Raw genomic sequence first — 20,820 nt, 5'->3', positions numbered from 1 at the left:
TCCTTACGGGAGTTGGGCCCTCACGCGGCTATGCGACCGCTTCGTGGAGGCGGGCCGCCTGCTTGTCCTTGAGCGGGCCGATGGCCGACAGGGACGGACGGTGGCCGAGCACGTCGCGGGCCACTTCGCGCACCTCGTCGGGGGTGACCGCGGAGATCCTGGCCAGCATGTCGTCGACCGACATGTGCTCGCCCCAGCAGAGCTCGCTCTTGCCGATGCGGTTCATCAGGGCGCCGGTGTCCTCGAGGCCGAGGACGGTGGAGCCCGCGAGCTGGCCGATGGCGCGGCCGATCTCGTCGTCGCTCAGTCCGTGCTGCGCGACCTGGTCGAGCTCGTCGCGGCAGATCTTCAGGACGTCGTGCACCTGGCTCGGGCGGCAGCCCGCGTACACCCCGAAGAGGCCGGTGTCGGCGAAGCCCGACGTGTACGAGTACACGCTGTAGGCCAGGCCGCGCTTCTCGCGGACCTCCTGGAAGAGGCGGGACGACATGCCGCCGCCGAGGGCGGTGTTCAGGACGCCGAGGGCCCAGCGGCGCTCGTCGGTGCGGGCCAGGCCCGGCATGCCGAGGATGACGTGGGCCTGCTCGGTCTTGCGGTTGACGACCTCGACGCGGCCCGCCGTGCGCAGGGCGCGGGAGCCCTGGCGCGGGACCATCGGGGTCGCGTCGGTGCGGTGGAGCGCGCCGGCCTTCTCGAAGGCGGCGCGGACCTGGCGTACGACCTTGTGGTGATCCACATTGCCCGCGGCCGCGACCACCAGGTTGGTCGGGTCGTAGTGCTTCTTGTAGAAGCGGCGGATGCGGTCGGCGTTGAGGGCGTTGATCGTGTCGACCGTGCCGAGGACCGGACGGCCCAGGGGCGTGTCGCCGAGCATCGTGTGCGCGAACAGGTCGTGCACGCAGTCGCCCGGGTCGTCCTCGGTCATCGCGATCTCTTCGAGGATGACGCCGCGCTCGGCGTCGACGTCCTCCTGAAGGATGAGGGAGCCCGTCAGCATGTCGCAGACGACATCGATGGCGAGAGGGAGATCGGTGTCGAGCACGCGCGCGTAGTAGCACGTGTACTCCTTCGCCGTGAAGGCGTTCATCTCGCCGCCGACCGCGTCGAGCGCGGCCGAGATGTCGAGGGCGCTGCGCTTCTTGGTGCCCTTGAAGAGGAGGTGCTCGAGGTAGTGCGTGGCGCCGTTCAGGGACGGGGTCTCGTCGCGCGAGCCGACGTTGGCCCAGATGCCGAAGGTCGCCGAGCGCACGGAGGGCAGGGTCTCCGTGACGACGCGCAGGCCGCCGGGGAGGGTCGTCCTGCGGACGGTGCCGATGCCGTGCTCGCCCTTGATCAGGGTTTGGGTACGGGCGACGGCCCGCGCCTCCGAGGAGGTGCGGGCCGTCGTCGTGGTGCTACGCGACGTCACTTGTCGGTGTCGTCCTTCTTGTCGTCGTCCTCTTCACCCTCGATGACGGGGATGAGGGACAGCTTGCCGCGGGAGTCGATCTCGGCGATCTCGACCTGGACCTTCTGGCCCACGCCGACGACGTCCTCGACGTTCTCCACGCGCTTGCCGCCGGCGAGCTTGCGGATCTGCGAGATGTGCAGCAGACCGTCCTTGCCCGGCATGAGCGAGACGAACGCGCCGAAGGTCGTCGTCTTCACGACGGTGCCCAGGTAGCGCTCGCCGACCTCCGGCATGGTCGGGTTGGCGATGCCGTTGATCGTGGCGCGGGCGGCCTCGGCCTGCGAGCCCTGGGCGGCACCGATGTAGATGGTGCCGTCGTCCTCGATCGTGATGTCGGCGCCGGTGTCCTCCTGGATCTGGTTGATCATCTTGCCCTTGGGGCCGATGACCTCACCGATCTTGTCCACCGGGATCTTGACGGTGATGATGCGCGGCGCGTTCGGGGACATCTCGTCCGGAACGTCGATCGCCTCGTTCATCACGTCGAGGATGTGCAGACGCGCGTCACGGGCCTGCTTCAGCGCGGCGGCCAGGACCGAGGCGGGGATGCCGTCGAGCTTGGTGTCGAGCTGGAGCGCGGTCACGAACTGCTTCGTACCGGCGACCTTGAAGTCCATGTCGCCGAACGCGTCCTCCGCACCGAGGATGTCGGTGAGGGCGACGTAGTGCGTCTGGCCGTCGATCTCCTCGGAGATCAGGCCCATGGCGATGCCGGCGACGGCGGCCTTCAGCGGCACACCGGCGTTCAGCAGCGACATCGTCGAGGCGCAGACCGAGCCCATGGACGTCGAGCCGTTGGAACCGAGGGCCTCGGAGACCTGGCGGATCGCGTACGGGAAGTCCTCGCGCGAGGGCAGCACCGGCACGATCGCGCGCTCGGCGAGCGCGCCGTGGCCGATCTCGCGGCGCTTGGGCGAACCGACGCGGCCGGTCTCGCCGACCGAGTACGGCGGGAAGTTGTAGTTGTGCATGTAGCGCTTGCGCGTCACCGGGGAGAGGGTGTCGAGCTGCTGCTCCATGCGGAGCATGTTGAGGGTGGTGACGCCCAGGATCTGGGTCTCGCCACGCTCGAACAGCGCCGAACCGTGCACGCGCGGGATGGCCTCGACCTCGGCGGCGAGCGTACGGATGTCCGTGACGCCACGGCCGTCGATGCGGACCTTGTCCTTGATGACGCGCTCGCGGACCAGCTTCTTGGTCAGCGCGCGGTAGGCACCGGAGATCTCCTTCTCGCGGCCCTCGAAGGCCGGGAGGAGCTTCTCGGCCGCGATCTCCTTGATGCGGTCGAGCTCCGTCTCGCGCTCCTGCTTGCCGGCGATGGTGAGCGCCTGGGCGAGCTCGGTCTTGACGGCGGCGGTCAGGGCCTCGAGGACGTCGTCCTCGTAGTCCAGGAAGACCGGGAACTCGCCGGTGGGCTTGGCGGCCTTGGCGGCGAGGTCCGACTGGGCCTTGCAGAGCGCCTTGATGAAGGGCTTCGCGGCTTCCAGACCGGCGGCGACGACCTCTTCGGTCGGGGCCTCGGCGCCGTCCTTCACCAGCTGGATGGTCTTCTCGGTGGCCTCGGCCTCGACCATCATGATCGCGACGTCGCCGTCCTCGAGGACGCGACCGGCGACGACCATGTCGAAGACGGCGTCCTCGAGCTCGGTGTGCGTCGGGAAGGCGACCCACTGGCCCTTGATGAGCGCCACGCGCGTGCCGCCGATCGGGCCCGAGAAGGGCAGGCCGGCCAGCTGCGTGGAGCAGGAGGCGGCGTTGATCGCGACCACGTCGTACAGGTGGTCGGGGTTGAGCGCCATGATCGTCTCGACGATCTGGATCTCGTTGCGCAGGCCCTTCTTGAAGGAAGGACGCAGCGGGCGGTCGATCAGGCGGCAGGTCAGGACCGCGTCCTCGGAGGGGCGGCCCTCACGGCGGAAGAACGATCCGGGGATCTTGCCTGCGGCGTACTGCCGCTCCTCGACGTCCACCGTCAGGGGGAAGAAGTCGAGGTTGTCCTTGGGCCGCTTGGAAGCGGAGGTGGCCGACAGCACCATGGTGTCGTCGTCCAGGTACGCGACGGCGGAGCCGGCGGCCTGCTTGGCCAGGCGGCCCGTCTCGAAGCGGATGGTGCGGGTGCCGAACGTGCCGTTGTCGATGACGGCCTCGGCGTAGTGGGTCTCGTTCTCCACTGTTCTCCTACGTGTCTACGTTTCGTCTTCTCGCCCCTGGGCCCGTGTGGCCCGGGGACGGTGTCCCGTACGTCCATGCGTCCTGCGTGGACCGGGACGGGGTGGAGAAGCGCGCCATTCGTGCGGGCCGGTCTTCGATCGAAGCACCCGGGATGTCCCGGGCGCCACTACCGAGGACCGGCGGCGGCTAGGTGCGCCTCTCCCTCGTCGGGGTGGTGCTTGGCGTCTTCGCGGGCTCTGTCACGAGCCCCCGAGGACGTGCGTACGTCACCAGACTACAAACCGTCGGTGACACCGCGCATGTACAGCAAAGGGAGCGGCCCCCTTCGAGTGGGAACCGCTCCCTTCACGACGTCTTACTTCGCGCCCGCCGCACCACGGCGGATGCCCAGACGGTCAACCAGGGCACGGAAGCGCTGGATGTCCTTCTTGGCCAGGTACTGCAGCAGACGGCGGCGCTGACCGACCAGGATCAGCAGACCACGACGCGAGTGGTGGTCGTGCTTGTGGGTCTTGAGGTGCTCGGTCAGGTCCGAGATGCGGCGAGAGAGCAGCGCCACCTGAACCTCGGGGGAGCCGGTGTCGCCCTCCTTCTGGCCGAACTCGGTCATGATCTGCTTCTTCGTAGCGGCGTCGAGCGACACGCGTACTCCTCGTGATGTCTTCGAGTGCCTCCGAGTGCCCCTGGTCTACGTCTCAGGGGGGCTTACGGGACTCGGGAGGCCGGGATGGGCCGTCGGGACGGGCCCCTGGGGGCCCGGATCCTTGCGATTCCGGTCCGGAACCTTGCGGTGTCCGGGGATACGCAGACTGACGGTCGTTACACAGGTTACCAGTCGCCGTGCGGGCGCTTCACCCCGGTCGCCGTCAGCCGCTGCTCTCGAATCCTTCCCTCACCAGTCGGTGCGGGCCGTCGCCCTTCCGCTGCGTGACACTCGTGACACTGGGTGTCGCGAGGAAGGTCCGGCCGCGCTCGTACACCACATCCGGGGGTTCGAGGCGATCTCCCTTGAGCCTGATCGTGCCGCGCTGCTTGCTCTTGTCACTGAGGGAGGCTGGGTGAAGGGGCTGGTCTCCCCATCCAGCGGCAACCCACTGGGAAGCCTCACCGAACTCCTGCCGTTCTCCCGTGACGTGGGCGTGCGCTTCATCGTCGGCCGGTGGACGAGCGGGCGTCCCTACGAGCCTTCCCAACCGCTGAACAGCGAAGGAGCCCGCAAGTAGGGTGGGTTCACCGCTCTTTCGTACGTTGTGAAGGGACCCTCCGCCATGACCGACGCATCCGACACCGAGGCGCAGGAAAAGGCTCGCAAGGAGCGCGAGAAGGAAGAGCTCTACGCCCTCGACATCTCCGGTGTCGAGTGGCACGGCGCGCCGGGCACCGAGGAGCACGAGGAGCGGGTGGAGATCGCGAACCTGCCCGAGGGCGCCGTGGCCATGCGGTCGTCGCTGGACCCGGAGACGGTGCTGCGCTACACGAAGGCGGAGTGGGACGCGTTCGTCCTCGGCGCCCGGGACGGGGAGTTCGACCTGGAGCCTTCCGTGCGCAATGGCGGGGTCACGACGGCCGAGTGACGTCAGGCCTCTCCATGGGTCCCGCGCGGAAGCCCACGGGCCCCGCGCAGAAGGGGGGACGCCTCCCACGGGCGTCCACCCCACCCCGGCTGCGCCGTGCACCGGCCCGGGTTCACTGTCCACCGGGTTCACTATCCAGTGGATCGCCTAGCCGTGCTTGCCCCTTCCTTCTGCTTCGGGACGTACGCCGAGCATGGACGAACTCGCCGTCAAATACGGCGGGCTCGACGCCATCACCACCGAACTCGGCATTCAGGACGCGCAGTTGGAGACCGATCCTGCGGACATCGAGCAGGCCGCCTCGGGGGCGGGTCGCGGCCGGGCCGTGGCAGTCGGTGCTGACCGTGTTGCCCCACTTGAGTCCCGTCGCGCCCCGGCTCGTCCGGCAGGCGCGGCTCGTGGGCGTGATGACGCAGGCCACCGACGTCGAGACCGGATTGTTGGGTACCGCTCGGCGGATGGACTGAGTCGACCTGAGTCGGGTAATTCGGTGTGCGGTGTCAGATGTTGGGGCTTTTGTCCGGCACGGTTTGGTGTACGCCGATCGTCTCTGGGCGCAGCGTGACGCAATGGACAGCATGGGTGGGGTGGACTGCCCTGCCGTGCTCGTGGTTTTGGTGATTAGGCTGGGACAGGGCACGACGCCAGAACCCGTGAGCGGGTCGGCGCGTCCCTCAACGGGGAGAGCCAGGCGGATCGGACGACAGGAACGGTCGCCCCCCACCACGGCACGAGGGTGCTCGACCACACCAGGAGGCATTGTGAACAGCGATCGGGACGAGATCCGCGGGGGCTGGGACTCACCCGCCGATGATCAGTCCGACGCGGAGTCCGCTGCCGAGACGACGGGCGAGTTCACCATCGACTATGCGCCGCCCGCCTGGTACACGCAGAACGCTTCGGGGAGTGCGGGCGAGACGCCTTCCGTGCCGCCCGTCTCCTCTCCGCCTGCTCCGACGACTCCGCCTGTCTCGTTGACGCCGCCTGTTTCGTTGACGCCGCCCGCTTCTTCAGCGTCCGACTCTGGTGTGTCCGGCTCCGGTGCGTCCGACTCTGGTTCGGCGGAGTCCGGTTCCGCGGAGTCCGGTGCCGTGGGCTCCGGGGCGGGTGCCGCCGCGCCTCTGCCCCCCGTCATGCCGTCCTTCTCCGCTCCTCCGGCTCCACCGGCGCCGGTGAATCCGCCTTCGGCCGGTGTGCCCAGTGCCCTTCCGAAGCTGCCGGTGGGGGGTGGGTTTCAGCCTGCGGCTCCGGAGTCCGAGGTTGCGGAGGAAGCTGTCTCCGCCGCGGCGCCCGCGCCGCCCGTCGTGCCGCCGGTGGCTTCCGGTGGCGGTGCCTCCGACTGGAGCGGGGCCCTGGCCGGGCCTGCCGCCTCGGTGCACGTGACGGGCGTCGTGCCGAAGGAGGAGGTCGATGCCTTGGCCGCGGCCAAGGGTGAGGTCGAGTCCGAAACCGAGCCCGGAGGCGAAGGCGAAGCGGAAGCCGAAGCCGAAGCCGAAGCCAGCGTTCCTGAGAATGAGACTGCGCGTGACGCCGACGAGAGCTTCGGGAGCGGTGATCTTGAGAGTGGCGCCACCATGCGGTTCTCCGCTCGCGCCCTCAAGCAGGAGATCGAGGAGCGTGCCGCCGCCGCGGAGGCGTCCGAGGTCGCAGACACGGCTAACGTCGTAGACACGGCTGACGTCGTAGACACGGCTGACGTCGTAGACACGGCTGAGGTCGCAGACACGTCCGACTCTGGAGGTGTCGTCGAAGACGGTACGTCCGTCGGTGACGTGGACGGTCCGGACGGGCTCGACGAGGGACGGGGCGCGGGTGACGGTGACGCGGATGACGCTGACTCCGGGACCGTAGCCGCCGACGCCGGGCCTCAGGACGCCGCGCCCGCCGCGGGCGACGTCCCCGTACAGGATTCCGTGCCGCCCTCGTGGACTCCCCCGCCACCCTCGCCGCAGGGCGGGCTCCCGCCGTTGCCGCCCGCGTTCCAGCCCGCGGCTCCGACCTCGGCGCCGCAGTGGCCCGCGTCCCAGCCCGCTCCGGCCGCCCCTGCGCAGCCGGTACAGCCCGCGCCGCCCGCACCCGAGCCCGTACAGGCTCAGGCTCCGCAGCCCGCGCCGGGTGCCTGGACCGCTCCCGTCGCGCCGGTCCCTCCGACGCCCGAGGCTCCGCAGGGGGGGTACGGGTTCCCACAGCCCGCCCCTGCCCCCGCACCCGGCGCGCCCTTCGCGTCCACCCCGCCGCCGCCCGCTCAGAACTCCGCTCCGGCACCGGCACCGGCACCGACCCCTGTCGCGCCCAACCCGCCTGTACAGGGCGGCAGTTACGGGTTCCCGCAGCCGCCCGCACCGCAGGGGCAGCAGCCCTTCCCTGGACAGCAGCCTGTTCAGCCCCAGCAGCCGCACCAGGCACAGCAGCCGCAGGCCCAACCGCAGCCGCAGCCGTATCAGGCCCCTCAGCCGCAAGCTCCCCAGCCCCACCCCCAGCCCCAGCCGCAAACCCAGCCCCCCGCCCAAGCCAGCGGCTACGGCTTCCCGCAGCAGCAGCAACAACAACAGCAGCAGCCGTCACAGTCACACCCGCACCCCCACCCCCAGCCCCAGCCACCCCACGCCCCCCAAGAAACGCAACCTCCCGTCGACCCCCGCACCGGCGCCGCCTGGCCGCAGGCCGTCCAGCACGATCAGCGGGAGCGCACCAACCCCGGCGCCCCGCTCGGCTACACCGCCGCCGTCGAGCTGTCGTCCGACCGGCTGCTGCGCAACAACAAGCCGAAAACCAAGAGCAGTCGGCCCGCGGGCGGCGGATCGCGGTTCAAGCTGGGCGGCAAGAAGGAAGAGGCCGAGCGGCAGCGGAAGCTGGAGCTGATCCGGACGCCCGTCCTCTCCTGCTACCGGATCGCCGTCATCAGCCTCAAGGGCGGTGTCGGCAAGACGACGACCACCACCGCCCTCGGCGCCACCCTCGCCACCGAGCGGCAGGACAAGATCCTCGCCATCGACGCCAACCCCGACGCCGGTACGCTCGGCCGCCGCGTGCGGCGCGAGACCGGGGCCACCATCCGTGACCTCGTCCAGGCGATCCCGTACATCCACTCGTACATGGACATCCGGCGCTTCACCTCGCAGGCGCCGTCCGGGCTCGAGATCATCGCCAACGACGTGGACCCGGCCGTGTCGACCACGTTCAACGACGAGGACTACCGGCGCGCCATCGACGTGCTCGGGAAGCAGTACCCGATCATCCTGACCGACTCCGGTACGGGGCTCCTTTACAGCGCCATGCGCGGGGTGCTCGACCTCGCCGACCAGCTGATCATCATCTCCACGCCGTCCGTGGACGGGGCGAGCAGCGCGTCGACGACGCTGGACTGGCTGTCCGCGCACGGGTACGCGGACCTCGTCTCGCGGTCCATCACCGTCATCTCCGGTGTGCGCGAGACCGGGAAGATGATCAAGGTCGACGACATCGTGTCGCACTTCGAGACGCGGTGCCGGGGTGTCGTCGTGGTTCCGTTCGACGAGCACCTCGCCGCCGGTGCCGAGGTCGACCTCGACATGATGCGGCCGAAGGTGCGGGAGGCGTACTTCAACCTCTCCGCGCTGGTCGCCGAGGACTTCGTGCGGGCGCAGCAGAAGCAGGGGCTGTGGACGTCGGACGGGAATCCGCCGCCGCACCTGGCTCCGCCGATGCCGGGGCAGCAGGGGGCCGCGGGTGTCCCGGCTCAGCCGTACGGGGGACAGGGGCAGTCGCAGCCCCAGCCTCAGCCGTACGCCCCTCAGCCGCAGCCAGGTCAGCAGCCCCAGCCGTACGCTCCCCAGCCCCAGCCCGGCCAGCAACCCCAGCCCTACGCTCCCCAGCCCCAGCCCCAGCCGCCCGCCGGTCAGCAGCCCTACCCTCAGCAGCCGGGGGCACCCCAGGGGTGGCAGGCCCCGCCCCCGCAGGCGCAGGGTCAGCCCGGCCACGTACAGGCTCAGCCCGGCCAGGCGCCTCAAGCACCTCCGGCGCCCCAGCCCGTGCAGCCCGGCGCACCCTTCCAGCCCGGTGCGCCCTTCCAGCCGGGTGCGCCGCAGCAGACTCCGCCTCCCCCGCCGGAGCAGCAGTCGCAGCAGTCGCAGCCATAGCGGTACACGTTCACCTCAGCTCATCAGTGGGCCCGCACCACCCCCGGTGCGGGCCCATCGGCATGAACGGCCCCACGCCGCGGGAACCCCACCCATCACCCCCTCACCAGCCACGCTTCACTGGTCTTGACCAATGCGGATGAAATCACGGTCAACTCGTTGTTTCCGCAGGCCACATGGGGTTCACCCGCCGTTGACGTGCGCAGACTGGCGCTGGTAGACACACATCCACCAGCTGACGTCTCTTGATCCACCAGCGTGCAACCAGCCATCCCTGCGCGAGCGATGACGCGAGGTCACCGACCCATGGACACACAAGATCAGCACGGCAGAGCAGCAGTTCCCGACAGAGCAAGCCCGTCCCGTCCCCGTCGCCGCCTGAGGCTCGTGCTCGCCGGTGGCGCCGCCGCGTTCACTCTTACGGCCGGTCTTGCCACGCCGCTCAATCCGGGCCTCCAGCAGGCGGCGGCCAAGGACGACGGCGGCAAGAAGGTCCTCACCGTCGCCGTGGCGCAGAGCGTCGACTCGCTCAGTCCGTTCCTCGCCCAGCGGCTGCTCAGCACCAGCCTGCACCGGCTGACGTACGAGTACCTGACGAACTACGACGCCAAGGACAACAAGGCGATCCCCGGTTTCGCCACCTCGTGGAAGCCGTCGGCGGACAAGCTGACCTGGACGTACACCATCCGGGACGACTCCAAGTGGTCGGACGGGAAGCCCGCCACGGCCGAGGACGCCGCGTGGACGTTCAACAAGGTGATGTCCAAGGAGGGCACCGCCACCGCGAACTCCAACTTCGTCACCAACTTCAGGAAGGTGACCGCGCCCAGCCCCACCAAGCTGGTCATCGAGCTCAAGAAGCCGCAGGCCACCATGGCCTCGCTGGACGTGCCGATCGTTCCCCGGCACGTCTGGGAGAAGGTCGACGACATCTCGAAGTTCAACAACGACAAGGACTTCCCCGTCGTCGGCAACGGCCCGTTCATCCTGACGGACTACAAGGTCGACCAGTACGTGAAGCTGAAGGCCAACAAGAGCTTCTGGCGTGGTCCGGCCAAGTTCGACGAGCTGGTCTTCAAGACGTACAAGGACCAGGACGCGGCCGTCTCCGCGCTCAGGAAGGGCGAGGTGTCGTTCGTCGCCGGGCAGCCCGCGCTCACGCCGGCGCAGGCCGCCTCCCTGAAGAACGAGGACGACATCAAGGTCAACGAGGGTCCGGGGCGGCGCTTCTTCGCGCTGGCCACGAACCCGGGGGCCAAGACCAGGGACGGCAAGAAGTTCGGCGACGGCAACCCGGCACTCCTGGACAAGAGGGTCCGGCAGGCGCTCTTCCTCTCCGTCGACCGCGAGGCGCTCGTCGACAAGGTGTTCCAGGGGCACGCCGTCGAGGGCGCGGGGTACATTCCGCCGCGCTTCTCCGAGTACGCGTGGAAGCCGTCGGCCGCGCAGGAGATGAAGTACGACCCGAAGAAGGCCGTGCGGCTCCTCGACGAGGCGGGCTACCAGAAGGACGACAACGGCCGGCGCGTCGGCAAGGACGGCAAGCCGCTCCAGTTCCGCATCCTGTGCCACGCCACCGACCCGAACGACAAGGCCGTCGGCAAGTACCTGAAGGAGTGGTGGGGGGACCTCGGGATCGGGCTCAAGGTCAACTGTCTCGACGACGTGTCCGTGCCCTGGTACGCGGGTGAGTACGACCTCGCCTTCGACGGGTGGTCCGTCAACCCCGACCCCGACTTCGTGCTCGGCATCCACACCTGCGCCGCGCTGCCGGTGAAGGCCAAGGAGAGCGCGGCCACCGACAACTTCATCTGCGACAAGAAGTTCGACGGGCTGTACGACAAGCAGCTCGCCGAGTACGACCCGGGCAAGCGGGCCGACATCGTCAAGCAGATGCAGTCGTGGCTGTACGACTCGGGCTACATGAACGTCCTCGCGTACCCGAACGCCGTCGAGGCCTATCGCACCGACCAGATCAAGTCCATCACCACCATGCCGACGGCCGCCGGGAACATCTACGGCCAGGACGGATATTGGAGCTGGTGGTCCGCCGTGCCCGCGGATGGGAAGAGTTCCTCCAAGGACGGCAGCTCGACCGGTGTCATCATCGGTATCGCCGCTGCCGCGGTGGTGCTCGTGGGCGGCGGAGTCCTGTTCGCCCTGCGCCGCCGTTCGACCGCAGAGGACCGCGAGTAACGCATGACCGCTGACAGCAATCCCGCTCTGCTCGACACCGAGGGCCCGCTGGGTCCCGGGGCCGACGGCGACCCGGCCGAGGCCGGGCCGGCGTCGGCCCGCGGGCCGCGTGCCCGCAACACCCGCGCCTACCTCCTCTATGTGGCGGGCAAGCTCGGCGGCGCGCTCGTGTCGCTGTTCGCCGTGCTCGTCACCAGCTTCTTCCTGTTCCGGCTGATCCCCGGCGACCCCGTCAAGCAGATGACGGGCGGCAAGCGGGTCTCGGCCGAGCAACTGGCCGCGATGCGCAAGGAGTTCGGCCTCGACAAGCCGGTCATGGCCCAGTTCTGGGACTACACCGGCAATGTCCTGAGCGGCGACTTCGGCACGTCGTACCAGTTCCACGCGCCCGTCATGGACAAGATCACCGACGCGCTGCCCGCGACGCTGCTCCTCACCGGAACGGCGTACGTCCTCTACACCCTCATCGGCATCTGGCTGGGCACGCGCACCGCCTGGCGCAACGGCGGGCTCGGCGACCGTTTCAACACCGGGCTCGCCCTGACGCTCTACTCGGTGCCGTCGTTCTGGCTGGGCCTGCTGCTGATCATCGTCTTCGCGGTCGGGATCGGGCCGATCCCCGGCATGTTCCCGACCGGTGGCCTGGAGTCCGGGGGCGAGACCGGCTTCGCGTACGTCGTCGACGTCGCGCACCACATGGTGCTCCCGGTGATCACTCTGGTCGCCGTCGGGTACGCGCAGACCCTGCTCGTCATGCGGTCCTCGCTGCTCGACGAGATGGGCAGCGACTATCTGACGACCGCGCGCGCCAAGGGGCTCAGGGACGACCTCGTACGGCGTCGGCACGCCGTCCCGAACGCGATGCTGCCGACCGTCACGCTCATGTTCGTCAACCTCGGCACGGTCGTGGCGGGCGCGATCCTGGTCGAGACCGTCTTCTCCTGGCCGGGCCTCGGCGGGCTCTTCTACCAGGCGCTGAGCGTGCCCGACCTGCCACTGGTGCAGGGGCTGTTCTTCGTCTTCTCCACCGCGGTGATCCTGATGAACACCCTGGCCGACGTGATCTATCCGCTGCTCGATCCCCGGGTGGGCCGATGACGACCGAATCCGCACCTCCCACCCCGACGACCACGCCGGCCGAGCCGGCCGCGCCGAAGAGCGCGCGGTCGCTGGCCTGGACGCGCAGGCGGCACTCCGCCGCCCGTTTCTGGCGCGAGTACCGCACGCACAAGGCCGGACTCCTCGGTCTCGCCGCGCTCGTCCTGATCGCCCTCGCGGCGGTCTTCGCGCCGCTGCTCGTCGGCTCGGACGCGCAGAGCGTGACCGAGGCGCCGGGCAAGCCGATGGAGTCGCCGAGCGGCGAATTCCCGCTGGGGACCGACCAGTTCGGGCGCGACCTGCTCGGCCTCCTGGTGTGGGGCGCGCGCATCTCGCTCTCCGTGGGGCTGCTCGCCGCGGTCCTCTCGGTCGCCATCGGCACCCTCGTCGGGATCACGGCCGGACACTTCAAGGGCTGGTACGCCACCGTCATCATGCGCGTCACCGACTGGTTCCTGGTGATGCCGACGCTGGTCCTCGCCATCGCCCTCGCCTCCGTGATGTCCCGCTCGATCTGGACGATCATCCTGGCGATCGGCGTGACGACCTGGCCGACGACGGCGCGCCTGGTGCGCGCGCAGACCCTCGCGGTGGAGTCCCGCCCCTACATCGAGCGCGCCCAGGCCCTGGGCGGCGGCCACGGCCACATCATGACCCGGCACGTACTGCCCAACGTCATGCCGCTCGTCCTCGCCCAGACCACCCTGGTCATCTCCGGCGCCATCCTCACCGAGGCCACGCTCGCCTTCCTCGGCCTCGGCGACCCGACCAACGTCTCGTGGGGCGGCCTGCTGCAGGACGCGCGCGAGGCGGGCGCGGTCAGCGCCGGGCACTGGTGGTACCTCGCCCCGCCCGGTCTCGCCATCGCGATCGTCGCGCTGGCGTTCACGCTGTGCGGCCGCGCCGTGGAATCCGTGCTCAACCCCAGGCTGGGGGCCACCCGTTGAACGACGTACAGACCACCGAGCCCCACCGCCTCCTCGACGTGCGCGACCTCGAGGTGACGTACGCGAACGGCGCCGCCGCCGTCCGCGGCGTCAACCTGCACGTCGACGCGGGTCACAAGCTGGGCGTGGCCGGCGAGTCCGGGTGCGGCAAGTCCACCCTCGCGCTGGCCCTGCTGCGCCTCCTGCCCGCCGGCACGAAGGTGTCCGGCGAGATCCTGCTAGACGGCGAGGACGTGCTCACCATGAAGTGGGGGCGGGTGCGCGCCGTGCGCTGGGCGGGCGCGTCGATCGTCTTCCAGGGCGCGATGCACTCGCTGAACGCCGTGCACCGCATCGGCGACCAGATCGCCGAGCCGATCCTGCTGCACAAGAAGGCGACGCAGGCGGGCGCCAAGAGGAAGGTCGGCGAGCTCCTCGAACAGGTCGGGCTGCCCGCGGCCCGCGCGCAGGCCTACCCGCACGAGCTGTCCGGCGGACAGCGGCAGCGCGTCATGATCGCGATGGCGCTGGCCTGCGACCCGCGTCTGATCATCGCCGACGAGCCGACCACCGCGCTCGACGTGATGATCCAGGCTCAGATCCTGCGCCTGATCGAGCAGTTGGTGGACCAGCAGGACCTCGGGCTGATGATGATCAGCCACGACCTCGCGGTGCTCTCCGACACCTGCGACCGGCTCGCCGTGATGTACGCGGGGCGCGTCGTCGAGGAGGGGCCCGCCTCCGAGGTCTACGAGAACGCCCGGCACCCGTACGGAAAGGCCCTGTCGGCGGCCTTCCCGCGCATCGGCGACGCGGCGTCGCGGTTCGCCCCGCGCGGCCTGCCCGGCGACCCGCCCGACCCGTCCGACCTGCCGACGGGCTGCACCTTCCACCCCCGGTGCCCGGTCGCGCTCGACACCTGCGCCACGGAGGACCAGGCCCTGCGGGACGCGGGGCCGCACCACCGCGCGGCCTGCGTCCACGCGGGCGCGCCGCTCCCGGCGCAGCCGACGTCGGCGCCCGCGGCGGCGGAGCGCACGCCGTGACCGAGAGCCCCCGTGAAGAGGAACCGCGCATGACCGCAGCCACGATCCCGCCCGCGGCCGACGGCCCCCTGCTGTCCGCCGCGGGTCTGCACATCGCCTTCCCCGGCCGCCGCGGCGCGCCGACCGCTCGGGCCGTGGACGGCGTCGACCTCGACATCAAGGGCGGCGAGATCGTGGCCCTGGTCGGCGAGTCGGGGTGCGGCAAGACGACCCTGGCCCGTTCGCTGCTCGGCCTGGTGCCGCCGACCACCGGGCGGGTGACGTTCGGCGGCAAGCCGCTCGACTACTCGGGCCGCGCCCTCAAGGCGTACCGCAAGCGGGTCCAGCTGGTCCTCCAGGACCCCAGCGGCTCGCTCAACCCCCGGCACACGGTGTACGACGCCGTGGCGGAGGGGCTGCGCATCCACGGCTACGCGGGCGACGAGCGGACGGCGGTCGCCGAGGCCCTCTCACGGGCCGGGCTGCGGCCGCCGGAGCGCTTCTTCCTGCGCTATCCGCACGAGCTGTCGGGCGGCCAGCGCCAGCGCGTCGTCATCGCGGGCGCGCTGGTCCTCGACCCCGAACTCATCGTCGCCGACGAGCCGGTGGCGTCCCTCGACGCGTCCGTGCGCGGCGAGATCCTCGCCCTGCTGCTCCGACTGCGCGACGAACTCGGCCTCTCCGCGCTGGTGGTGACGCACGATCTGGGGCTCGCGTGGAACATCGCGGACCGGGTCGCGGTGATGTACCTGGGGCGGATCGTCGAGACGGGCACGGTGGAGGAGGTGCTGACGGCACCTCAACATCCCTATACACAGGCGCTGTTGTCGGTGCTCCCCGAGGCGCCCGGCGATCCGGTCGTGCTCACGGGTGAGCCCCCGGACCCCTCCCGCATTCCCGGCGGCTGCCGGTTCCACGCGCGGTGTCAGGTGCTTGCCTCGGGGGAGGCGGAGCGGGCGGGGGTCGCGGACCGCTGTCGCGGGGAGGATCTGGCGGTGCTTTCGGGTGGGGGCGAGACGCAGGTTGCGTGTCACTGGGCGGCGGCGCCTGCGCCTTAGCGGCTGCCGGGACCGGCACTTCGGCGGCTGCCTGCCCGGTGGGGGCTGCTCGCGCAGTTCCCCGCGCCCCTGGAGAGCGCCCGCAGGGCGCTCCACCCAGGGCGCGGGAACTGCGCGGCCAACACACGACGCCTATGCGCCCCGCGCCGCCTCCACAAGCTCCCGGCACTGCTTCACGTCGTCCGCCATGGCGACGAGGAGCTGGTCGATCGAGTCGAACTTCGCCTGGCCGCGTACGTAGGCCAGGAAGTCCACGGCCACGTGCAGCCCGTACAGGTCGAGGCCGACGCGGTCGATGGCGTAGGCCTCGACCGTCCGCTCGGTCCCCTCGAACTGCGGGTTCGTGCCGACCGATACGGCCGCCGGCATCGCCTCGCCCTGGGCGTGCAGCCACCCGGCGTAGACACCGTCCGCGGGGATGGCGGTGTGCGGCAGGGTCTCGACGTTCGCCGTGGGGAAACCGAGCTCGCGGCCGCGCTGCGCGCCCCGCACGACGACGCCCTCGACGCGGTGCGGGCGGCCGAGGATCTCCGCCGCTCCCGTCACGTCGCCCTCGGCGATCAGGCGCCGGGTCAGGGTGGAGGAGAACGGCTCGCCGCCGCCCGCCTCGCCGCTGACGTACAGGTCGATGACGTCGACTTCGTAGTCGTACGTACGGCCGAGCTCGGCCAGGAAGTCGACGTTGCCCGCGGCCTTGTGGCCGAAGCGGAAGTTGGGGCCCTCGACGACCACGCGCGCGTGCAGCTTGTCGACGAGGACCTTGACGACGAAGTCGGCGGGCGACAGCTTCGAGAACTCCGCGGTGAAGGGCAGGATCAGGAGCGCGTCCACACCGAGCTCGGCCATCAGCTCGGCGCGCCGGTGGTGCGGGGCGAGCAGCGGCGGGTGGCTGCCGGGGCGCACCACCTCGCTGGGGTGCGGGTCGAAGGTGACGACGACGGCGGGCACGCCGAGCTCACGCGCGTGCTCCACGGCACGCCCGATGATCAGCTGGTGACCGCGGTGCACGCCGTCGTAGGAACCAATGGTGACGACGCTGCGCCCCCAGTCCTGGGGGATGTCCTCCAAGCCACGCCAGCGCTGCACTTCTTTGCTCCTCGCCGAACCCGTATACGTCACGTACATCTGTACGTTCCCATTGCCGATTGCGCAGGACTAAGACTGCCATGCCGACGGGTCGGGGCTCGCACCGGAGGGAGTGGCGGGGGTCACTCGCGCGCTCCGGGCGCGAGAACCTAGGCGGGAACCCGGACGCCACCCGCGAGAGCCTCGATGGTGCGGCAGGCGCTCGGGCCGACCACCGCGGCCCAGTCCTGCGGGGCGGCGTCGATCCAGCCCGCGACGAGCGCGGCGAACCCCGGCCGGGTGCGGGCCAGTTCGACGAGGTGCCGGTCGAAGCGGGAGGCGCCCTCCGGGGTGCGGCCGAGCAGGAGCCCGGTGCGGTGCACGCGCTCGCGGGTACGGGCCTCCCCGCGCTCCCCCACCCCGGAGGCCACCGACCGCAGGACGCTCTCCAGGACGGCGGAGTCCCGCTCCTCGCTGAGCAGGACGTCAAGGAGCTCGTCCCGCAGGTCGCGCGAGGCGGCGGTGCCGGGGGCGGCGAGCACGGGCGCGAGGGCGGCCCGTACCCGCGCGGGGCGGCTGTGCAGCAGCCGGGCGACCAGCGGAAAGAGGACGGGGCGCACGGCGGGGCCGTGTTCGAGCCGCCGGTCGATGTACGCGGCGGCGGGGCCCGCCGCCTCGGGGCGGGCCTCCAGGAGGTCGTGCACGAGGTCGGCCACCCGGCGCGCGAGCGCGGGAGTGGTCACGTCGGCGAGGGCGCACAGCACGTCTTCGGGCACCGTTCCGGGCGTGTACAGACGGCCGCGGAAGGCGTCGAGCACGGGATCGGGGTGGGTGGCCAGGGCGGCGGCCAGGGCGCTCGCGGGGAGGCGGGGGTCTCCGGCGGCGAAGCGGGACAGGGCGTGGGGCAGGTGCCGCGAGCGGGTCTGCGGGTCGTGGACGAGGAGGGCGAGCGCGGAGCCGTGCAGGGTGTCGTCGGCGGGTGCGAGCAGCGCGAAGGCGGCGTGCCGCAGGAGCTCGCGATCGGTGCGGCCGGTGGTGTGCGGGGCGACGAGCGGGCCGTAGGCGGCGGCCGCCACGCGCCGGGCGGGGCACTCGTCGCGGGCCCAGCGGCCGACGGCGCGGCAGACGGCGGAGGGCTCCTCCTCGGCGAGCGCGGTGAGCAGTTCGTCGGCGCGGGTGTCGGCGCAGTCGACGAGGGTCTCGACGAGGTCGTCGACGGCGTGGTGCCGGTGGGTGTGGAGCAGCGCCTGGGCGGCGGAGGCGACGGTGGCGTCGGGCGCGGCGGCCAGCGGCCGTTCGTCGGTGAACCAGCGCGCGAGGTGCGGTTGGACGCCCGCGGGGTCGGCGGCGAGCAGTTCGGCGACGGCGTCGAGGCAGCGGTCCGGGGTGCCCGGGGGGCCGTCGTGCACGACGAGCCGCCGCAGCAGCGCGAAGCGCTCGGCCTCGCGCAGCGGCAGCGTCAGCCAGAAGGAGGGCCCGAACTCCCCCCGCTCGGCGAGGGGTTCGAGCACGGCGAGGTACGGGGAGGCGTCGGGCACCCGCAGCAGCACTTCGCCGAGCAGGTGGGCGGCCCACCAGGCGGCGTCCCCGGTGTCGTCCGCGTCCGCTCCTTCGGCCCCCTGTTCCGCCCCTTCGGCAGGTGGCGGCCCGTCGGCGAAGTCCACCAGGGCGTCCGCCAGGCCGACCAGGCGCGAGGCCAGCTCCGCGGCGCCGTGCTGGCGGCCCAGCGACAGCAGGGCCTGGATCACCGGGCCGATGCGGTGCCTGGGCACCGGCAACGGGCGGGGAGCGGGCGCCGGGGCCCGCCCGCGGCGGCGCTGTTCCGGGACGGCCGGGGTCCGGGCCGCGCCCCGGTGCCGGTGGACCAACGACGTCAGCGCGCCGTCCACGTCCAGGTGCGCCCCCTGGATCCAGTCGGCCAGCTCCTCGTGTGCGAAGCGGTACCCGGCGCCGGCGGGCACGAGCAGCCCCTCCGTGAGGACGGCGGGCGCCCACCCCGTACAGCCCGCGAGCGTCCCCCACGGGAAGACCTCCTCGAAGGCGGCCGTGTCCAGCTCCCCCTGGCCGGGCCCGAGACATCTCCGCGCCGCCTCGTGGACCTGCCCGGACACCGTCGCGGCGAGGCGGCGCACCGCACTCCCGCGCAGTCCGTTCGCGGCGGCGAGCCGCACCGCGACCCGCAGGCAGAGCAGGTCGAGGTAGGCCGCGAAGATCTCCGGCCGGTCCGGGGTGCCCGGCGGCGGCGCGTCCGGCCGCGCGGCCCGCACCTCGGCGAGCAGCCGCAGCGCCAGCGGATGCCGCGCGTCGGCGGGGGCGAGCGCGCCGTCCGGGATGCCGTACCCCACGCGGGCCCGGCGGGCCTGCGGCTCCGGCAGATCACCGAGGCGTACGCAGCCGGGGAGCCCCGCGCTCTCGTCCGTCCCGTGCAGCGACGCCGCGTCGAAGTGGGCTCCGGCCTGCTCCCAGTACTCCGCGCGGCAGGCGACGACGAGGCGTGCGCCCGTCTCCCGCAGCCAGCGGGCCGTGCCCCCGCTCCACTCCGCGAGGCGGTGGGCGAGCGCGGGCGGCATCTCCTCGGGGCCGTCGAGCAGCAGGAGCAGCGGCCGCCCGGCGTCCCGTACGAGCCGTGCGACCCGGGCGGCCGAGATGCCGCCGAGGCCGCGGTCCGTCGGGGCCTCGTCCGCCGCCTCCAGGATCCGCCCGGCCCGCTCCAGCGCCCGCTCCACCGCGTCGGCCACGGAGATGTCCGTGCCGCGCAGGTCGGCGCCGCGCAGCCACAGCGTGGGGGCGGGCTCGGCGCCCCGTGCCCGGCGCGCGGCGAGCGCGGCCAGTTCCGTGGTGCGGCCCGCGCCCGGGTCGCCGACGAGCCCGAGCACGCGTGCGGGGCCCGCGGTGAAGGTCGTGAACTCCCTTGCCGTATCGGGACGTTCGACGGGCTCGTGGAGCGGGGTACGCGGTCCGTCGGAGCCTGTGGAGGTGGCGGTGAGGTGCAGCGCGCCCGCGAGGTTGAGGTCCTCGCCGTACGCGGGCACGGTCGCGGCGTTGTGGGCGAGGAGCGCGGCGAGCGGCCCGGCGGGATCGGCGGCGGCCGCGTCCCGCAGCGGGAGCGCGTAGCCCGCGGAGCGGTGGGTGCAGGCGCCCTGGGCGGGCGGGGCGGGTTCGGGGGTCTGCGGCAGCAGGGCGGTCCCGAGGACGGCGAGGACGGCGCCGGACGAGGTGTCGACGACCGGACCGCCCGCGGCTCCGCCGCCGAGCCGCAGCGCGTCGGCGCCGTCCGTGCCGATCGCCAGTTCCAGGGCGGCGGCCACCAAGTGGAAGCGGTCCGTCGCCGTGTACGTCACCGGCGAGGAGCCGAGAATGCGTGCCTCGCGCCAGCCGTGCGCGGCGATCCGCACATAGGTGCCGGTCGCGACGGAGTCCCGCACGGTGACGGGGAGGGGCCGCAGGCCGAGTCCCTCGGTGCGGATGAGCGCGAGGCCGACGGCGGGCAGTGCCTCCACGGCGTCGGCGGGCACCACGCAGGTGCGTTCGCCCGGGGCGTGCAGGACGATCCGGGCCAGACCGTCGACCGCTTCGTGGCTCGTGACGACCGTGCCGTCCTCGTCGGCGGCGAACCCCGTGCCCCGCGGGCGTCCCGCGAGATCGCACACCCGCACCACGGACCGGTCGGGCGCCGGGGCCGAGGCGCCGCCCCGCTCCCCCGCGTCTCCGGCACGCCCGGACCGCGGGCCGCGTCCCGCCATGCTCGAACCTCCCCACGATGCCCCGTTATGCACCGACCGTAGGTCGGGGGTGATCGGCGGGACAGACGGCGACGCGAACGCGCCCCCTTCCGACCCCGCGGTTCACTCCGAGCGCCTGCTCGATGGGGTGAATCGGCGGGTGGCGATGGATACACCTCTAGTGGGGGGATCGCGGAGCGGCGGACGCGAGTCCGCCGCTCCGCAACGAGATCACTGATCCGCGGGCGGGGCTGCGGCTCTGTGGCGGAAGCACCGCTCCGCGGCGGGGCTGCGACTCCACGATGGGACCACCGCTCTCTGGCGGGAGCACCGCTCCGTGGCGGGACCACCGCTCCACGACGGGACCACCGCCCCGTGGCGGACGCCCCTGGCAGGGCTGCCGCCCCGCCACGGGA

The 20,820-nt window shown here is 71.7% G+C and carries 12 protein-coding genes and 1 pseudogene; 8 read left to right on the top strand and 5 right to left on the bottom strand.

Annotated elements, in window-relative coordinates; translation table 11 throughout:
* Window positions 1-28 precede the first annotated feature (28 nt).
* The 3 genes from ACZ69I_RS30450 to rpsO form a co-directional block, all read right to left on the bottom strand.
* Complete coding sequence (locus tag ACZ69I_RS30450) at window positions 29-1,408, bottom strand: M16 family metallopeptidase (RefSeq protein ID WP_470835791.1); 1,380 nt, start codon at window positions 1,406-1,408, stop codon at window positions 29-31.
* On the bottom strand, window positions 1,405-3,621 hold the full coding sequence (locus ACZ69I_RS30445; RefSeq protein ID WP_467671984.1) for a polyribonucleotide nucleotidyltransferase: 2,217 nt from the start codon (window positions 3,619-3,621) through the stop codon (window positions 1,405-1,407). The genes ACZ69I_RS30450 and ACZ69I_RS30445 overlap by 4 nt, the downstream gene beginning before the upstream one ends.
* Before the next feature lie 356 nt (window positions 3,622-3,977).
* The gene (gene rpsO, locus ACZ69I_RS30440; RefSeq protein ID WP_030363216.1) at window positions 3,978-4,265 is read right to left on the bottom strand and encodes a 30S ribosomal protein S15; all 288 of its coding nucleotides are present in this window, start codon (window positions 4,263-4,265) and stop codon (window positions 3,978-3,980) included.
* A gap of 625 nt (window positions 4,266-4,890) precedes the next feature.
* Between rpsO and ACZ69I_RS30435 the strand changes: the two genes are divergently transcribed.
* The 8 genes and pseudogenes from ACZ69I_RS30435 to ACZ69I_RS30400 all read left to right on the top strand — a co-directional run bounded on the left by ACZ69I_RS30435 (window position 4,891) and on the right by ACZ69I_RS30400 (window position 15,617).
* Window positions 4,891-5,196, top strand: a complete 306-nt coding sequence (locus ACZ69I_RS30435; RefSeq protein ID WP_467671981.1) for a DUF397 domain-containing protein — start codon at window positions 4,891-4,893, stop codon at window positions 5,194-5,196.
* Between the two features lie 236 nt (window positions 5,197-5,432).
* Window positions 5,433-5,663: pseudogene (locus ACZ69I_RS30430) on the top strand (hypothetical protein); the annotation flags it as partial.
* Between the two features lie 294 nt (window positions 5,664-5,957).
* On the top strand, window positions 5,958-9,314 hold the full coding sequence (locus tag ACZ69I_RS30425; protein ID WP_470835789.1) for an SCO5717 family growth-regulating ATPase: 3,357 nt from the start codon (window positions 5,958-5,960) through the stop codon (window positions 9,312-9,314).
* 306 nt (window positions 9,315-9,620) lie between these two features.
* Complete coding sequence (locus ACZ69I_RS30420) at window positions 9,621-11,510, top strand: ABC transporter substrate-binding protein (RefSeq protein WP_470835787.1); 1,890 nt, start codon at window positions 9,621-9,623, stop codon at window positions 11,508-11,510.
* 3 nt (window positions 11,511-11,513) lie between these two features.
* The gene (locus tag ACZ69I_RS30415) at window positions 11,514-12,608 is read left to right on the top strand and encodes an ABC transporter permease (RefSeq protein WP_467671973.1); all 1,095 of its coding nucleotides are present in this window, start codon (window positions 11,514-11,516) and stop codon (window positions 12,606-12,608) included.
* Entirely contained in the window at window positions 12,605-13,555 is a 951-nt protein-coding gene (locus tag ACZ69I_RS30410; protein ID WP_470835786.1) for an ABC transporter permease, read from the top strand. The genes ACZ69I_RS30415 and ACZ69I_RS30410 overlap by 4 nt, the downstream gene beginning before the upstream one ends.
* A complete protein-coding gene (locus tag ACZ69I_RS30405; protein ID WP_470835784.1) occupies window positions 13,552-14,580 on the top strand; it encodes an ABC transporter ATP-binding protein in 1,029 nt (342 codons plus the stop codon). Before ACZ69I_RS30410 ends, ACZ69I_RS30405 begins: the two co-directional genes overlap by 4 nt.
* A gap of 29 nt (window positions 14,581-14,609) precedes the next feature.
* Window positions 14,610-15,617, top strand: coding sequence for an ABC transporter ATP-binding protein (locus ACZ69I_RS30400; RefSeq protein ID WP_470835783.1), 1,008 nt, complete (start codon window positions 14,610-14,612; stop codon window positions 15,615-15,617).
* Between the two features lie 132 nt (window positions 15,618-15,749).
* Here the strand turns inward: ACZ69I_RS30400 and ACZ69I_RS30395 are convergent, their stop codons facing one another.
* Window positions 15,750-16,703, bottom strand: a complete 954-nt coding sequence (locus tag ACZ69I_RS30395; RefSeq protein ID WP_470835782.1) for a bifunctional riboflavin kinase/FAD synthetase — start codon at window positions 16,701-16,703, stop codon at window positions 15,750-15,752.
* Between the two features lie 149 nt (window positions 16,704-16,852).
* On the bottom strand, window positions 16,853-20,425 hold the full coding sequence (locus tag ACZ69I_RS30390; RefSeq protein WP_470835781.1) for a trypsin-like peptidase domain-containing protein: 3,573 nt from the start codon (window positions 20,423-20,425) through the stop codon (window positions 16,853-16,855).
* Window positions 20,426-20,820: the final 395 nt, after the last annotated feature.

It is taken from the genome of Streptomyces sp. NPDC036815, assembly GCF_055609205.1.
The sequence above is the reverse complement of the archived record's forward strand: the minus strand, read 5'-3'. Positions and strand labels throughout refer to the sequence as shown.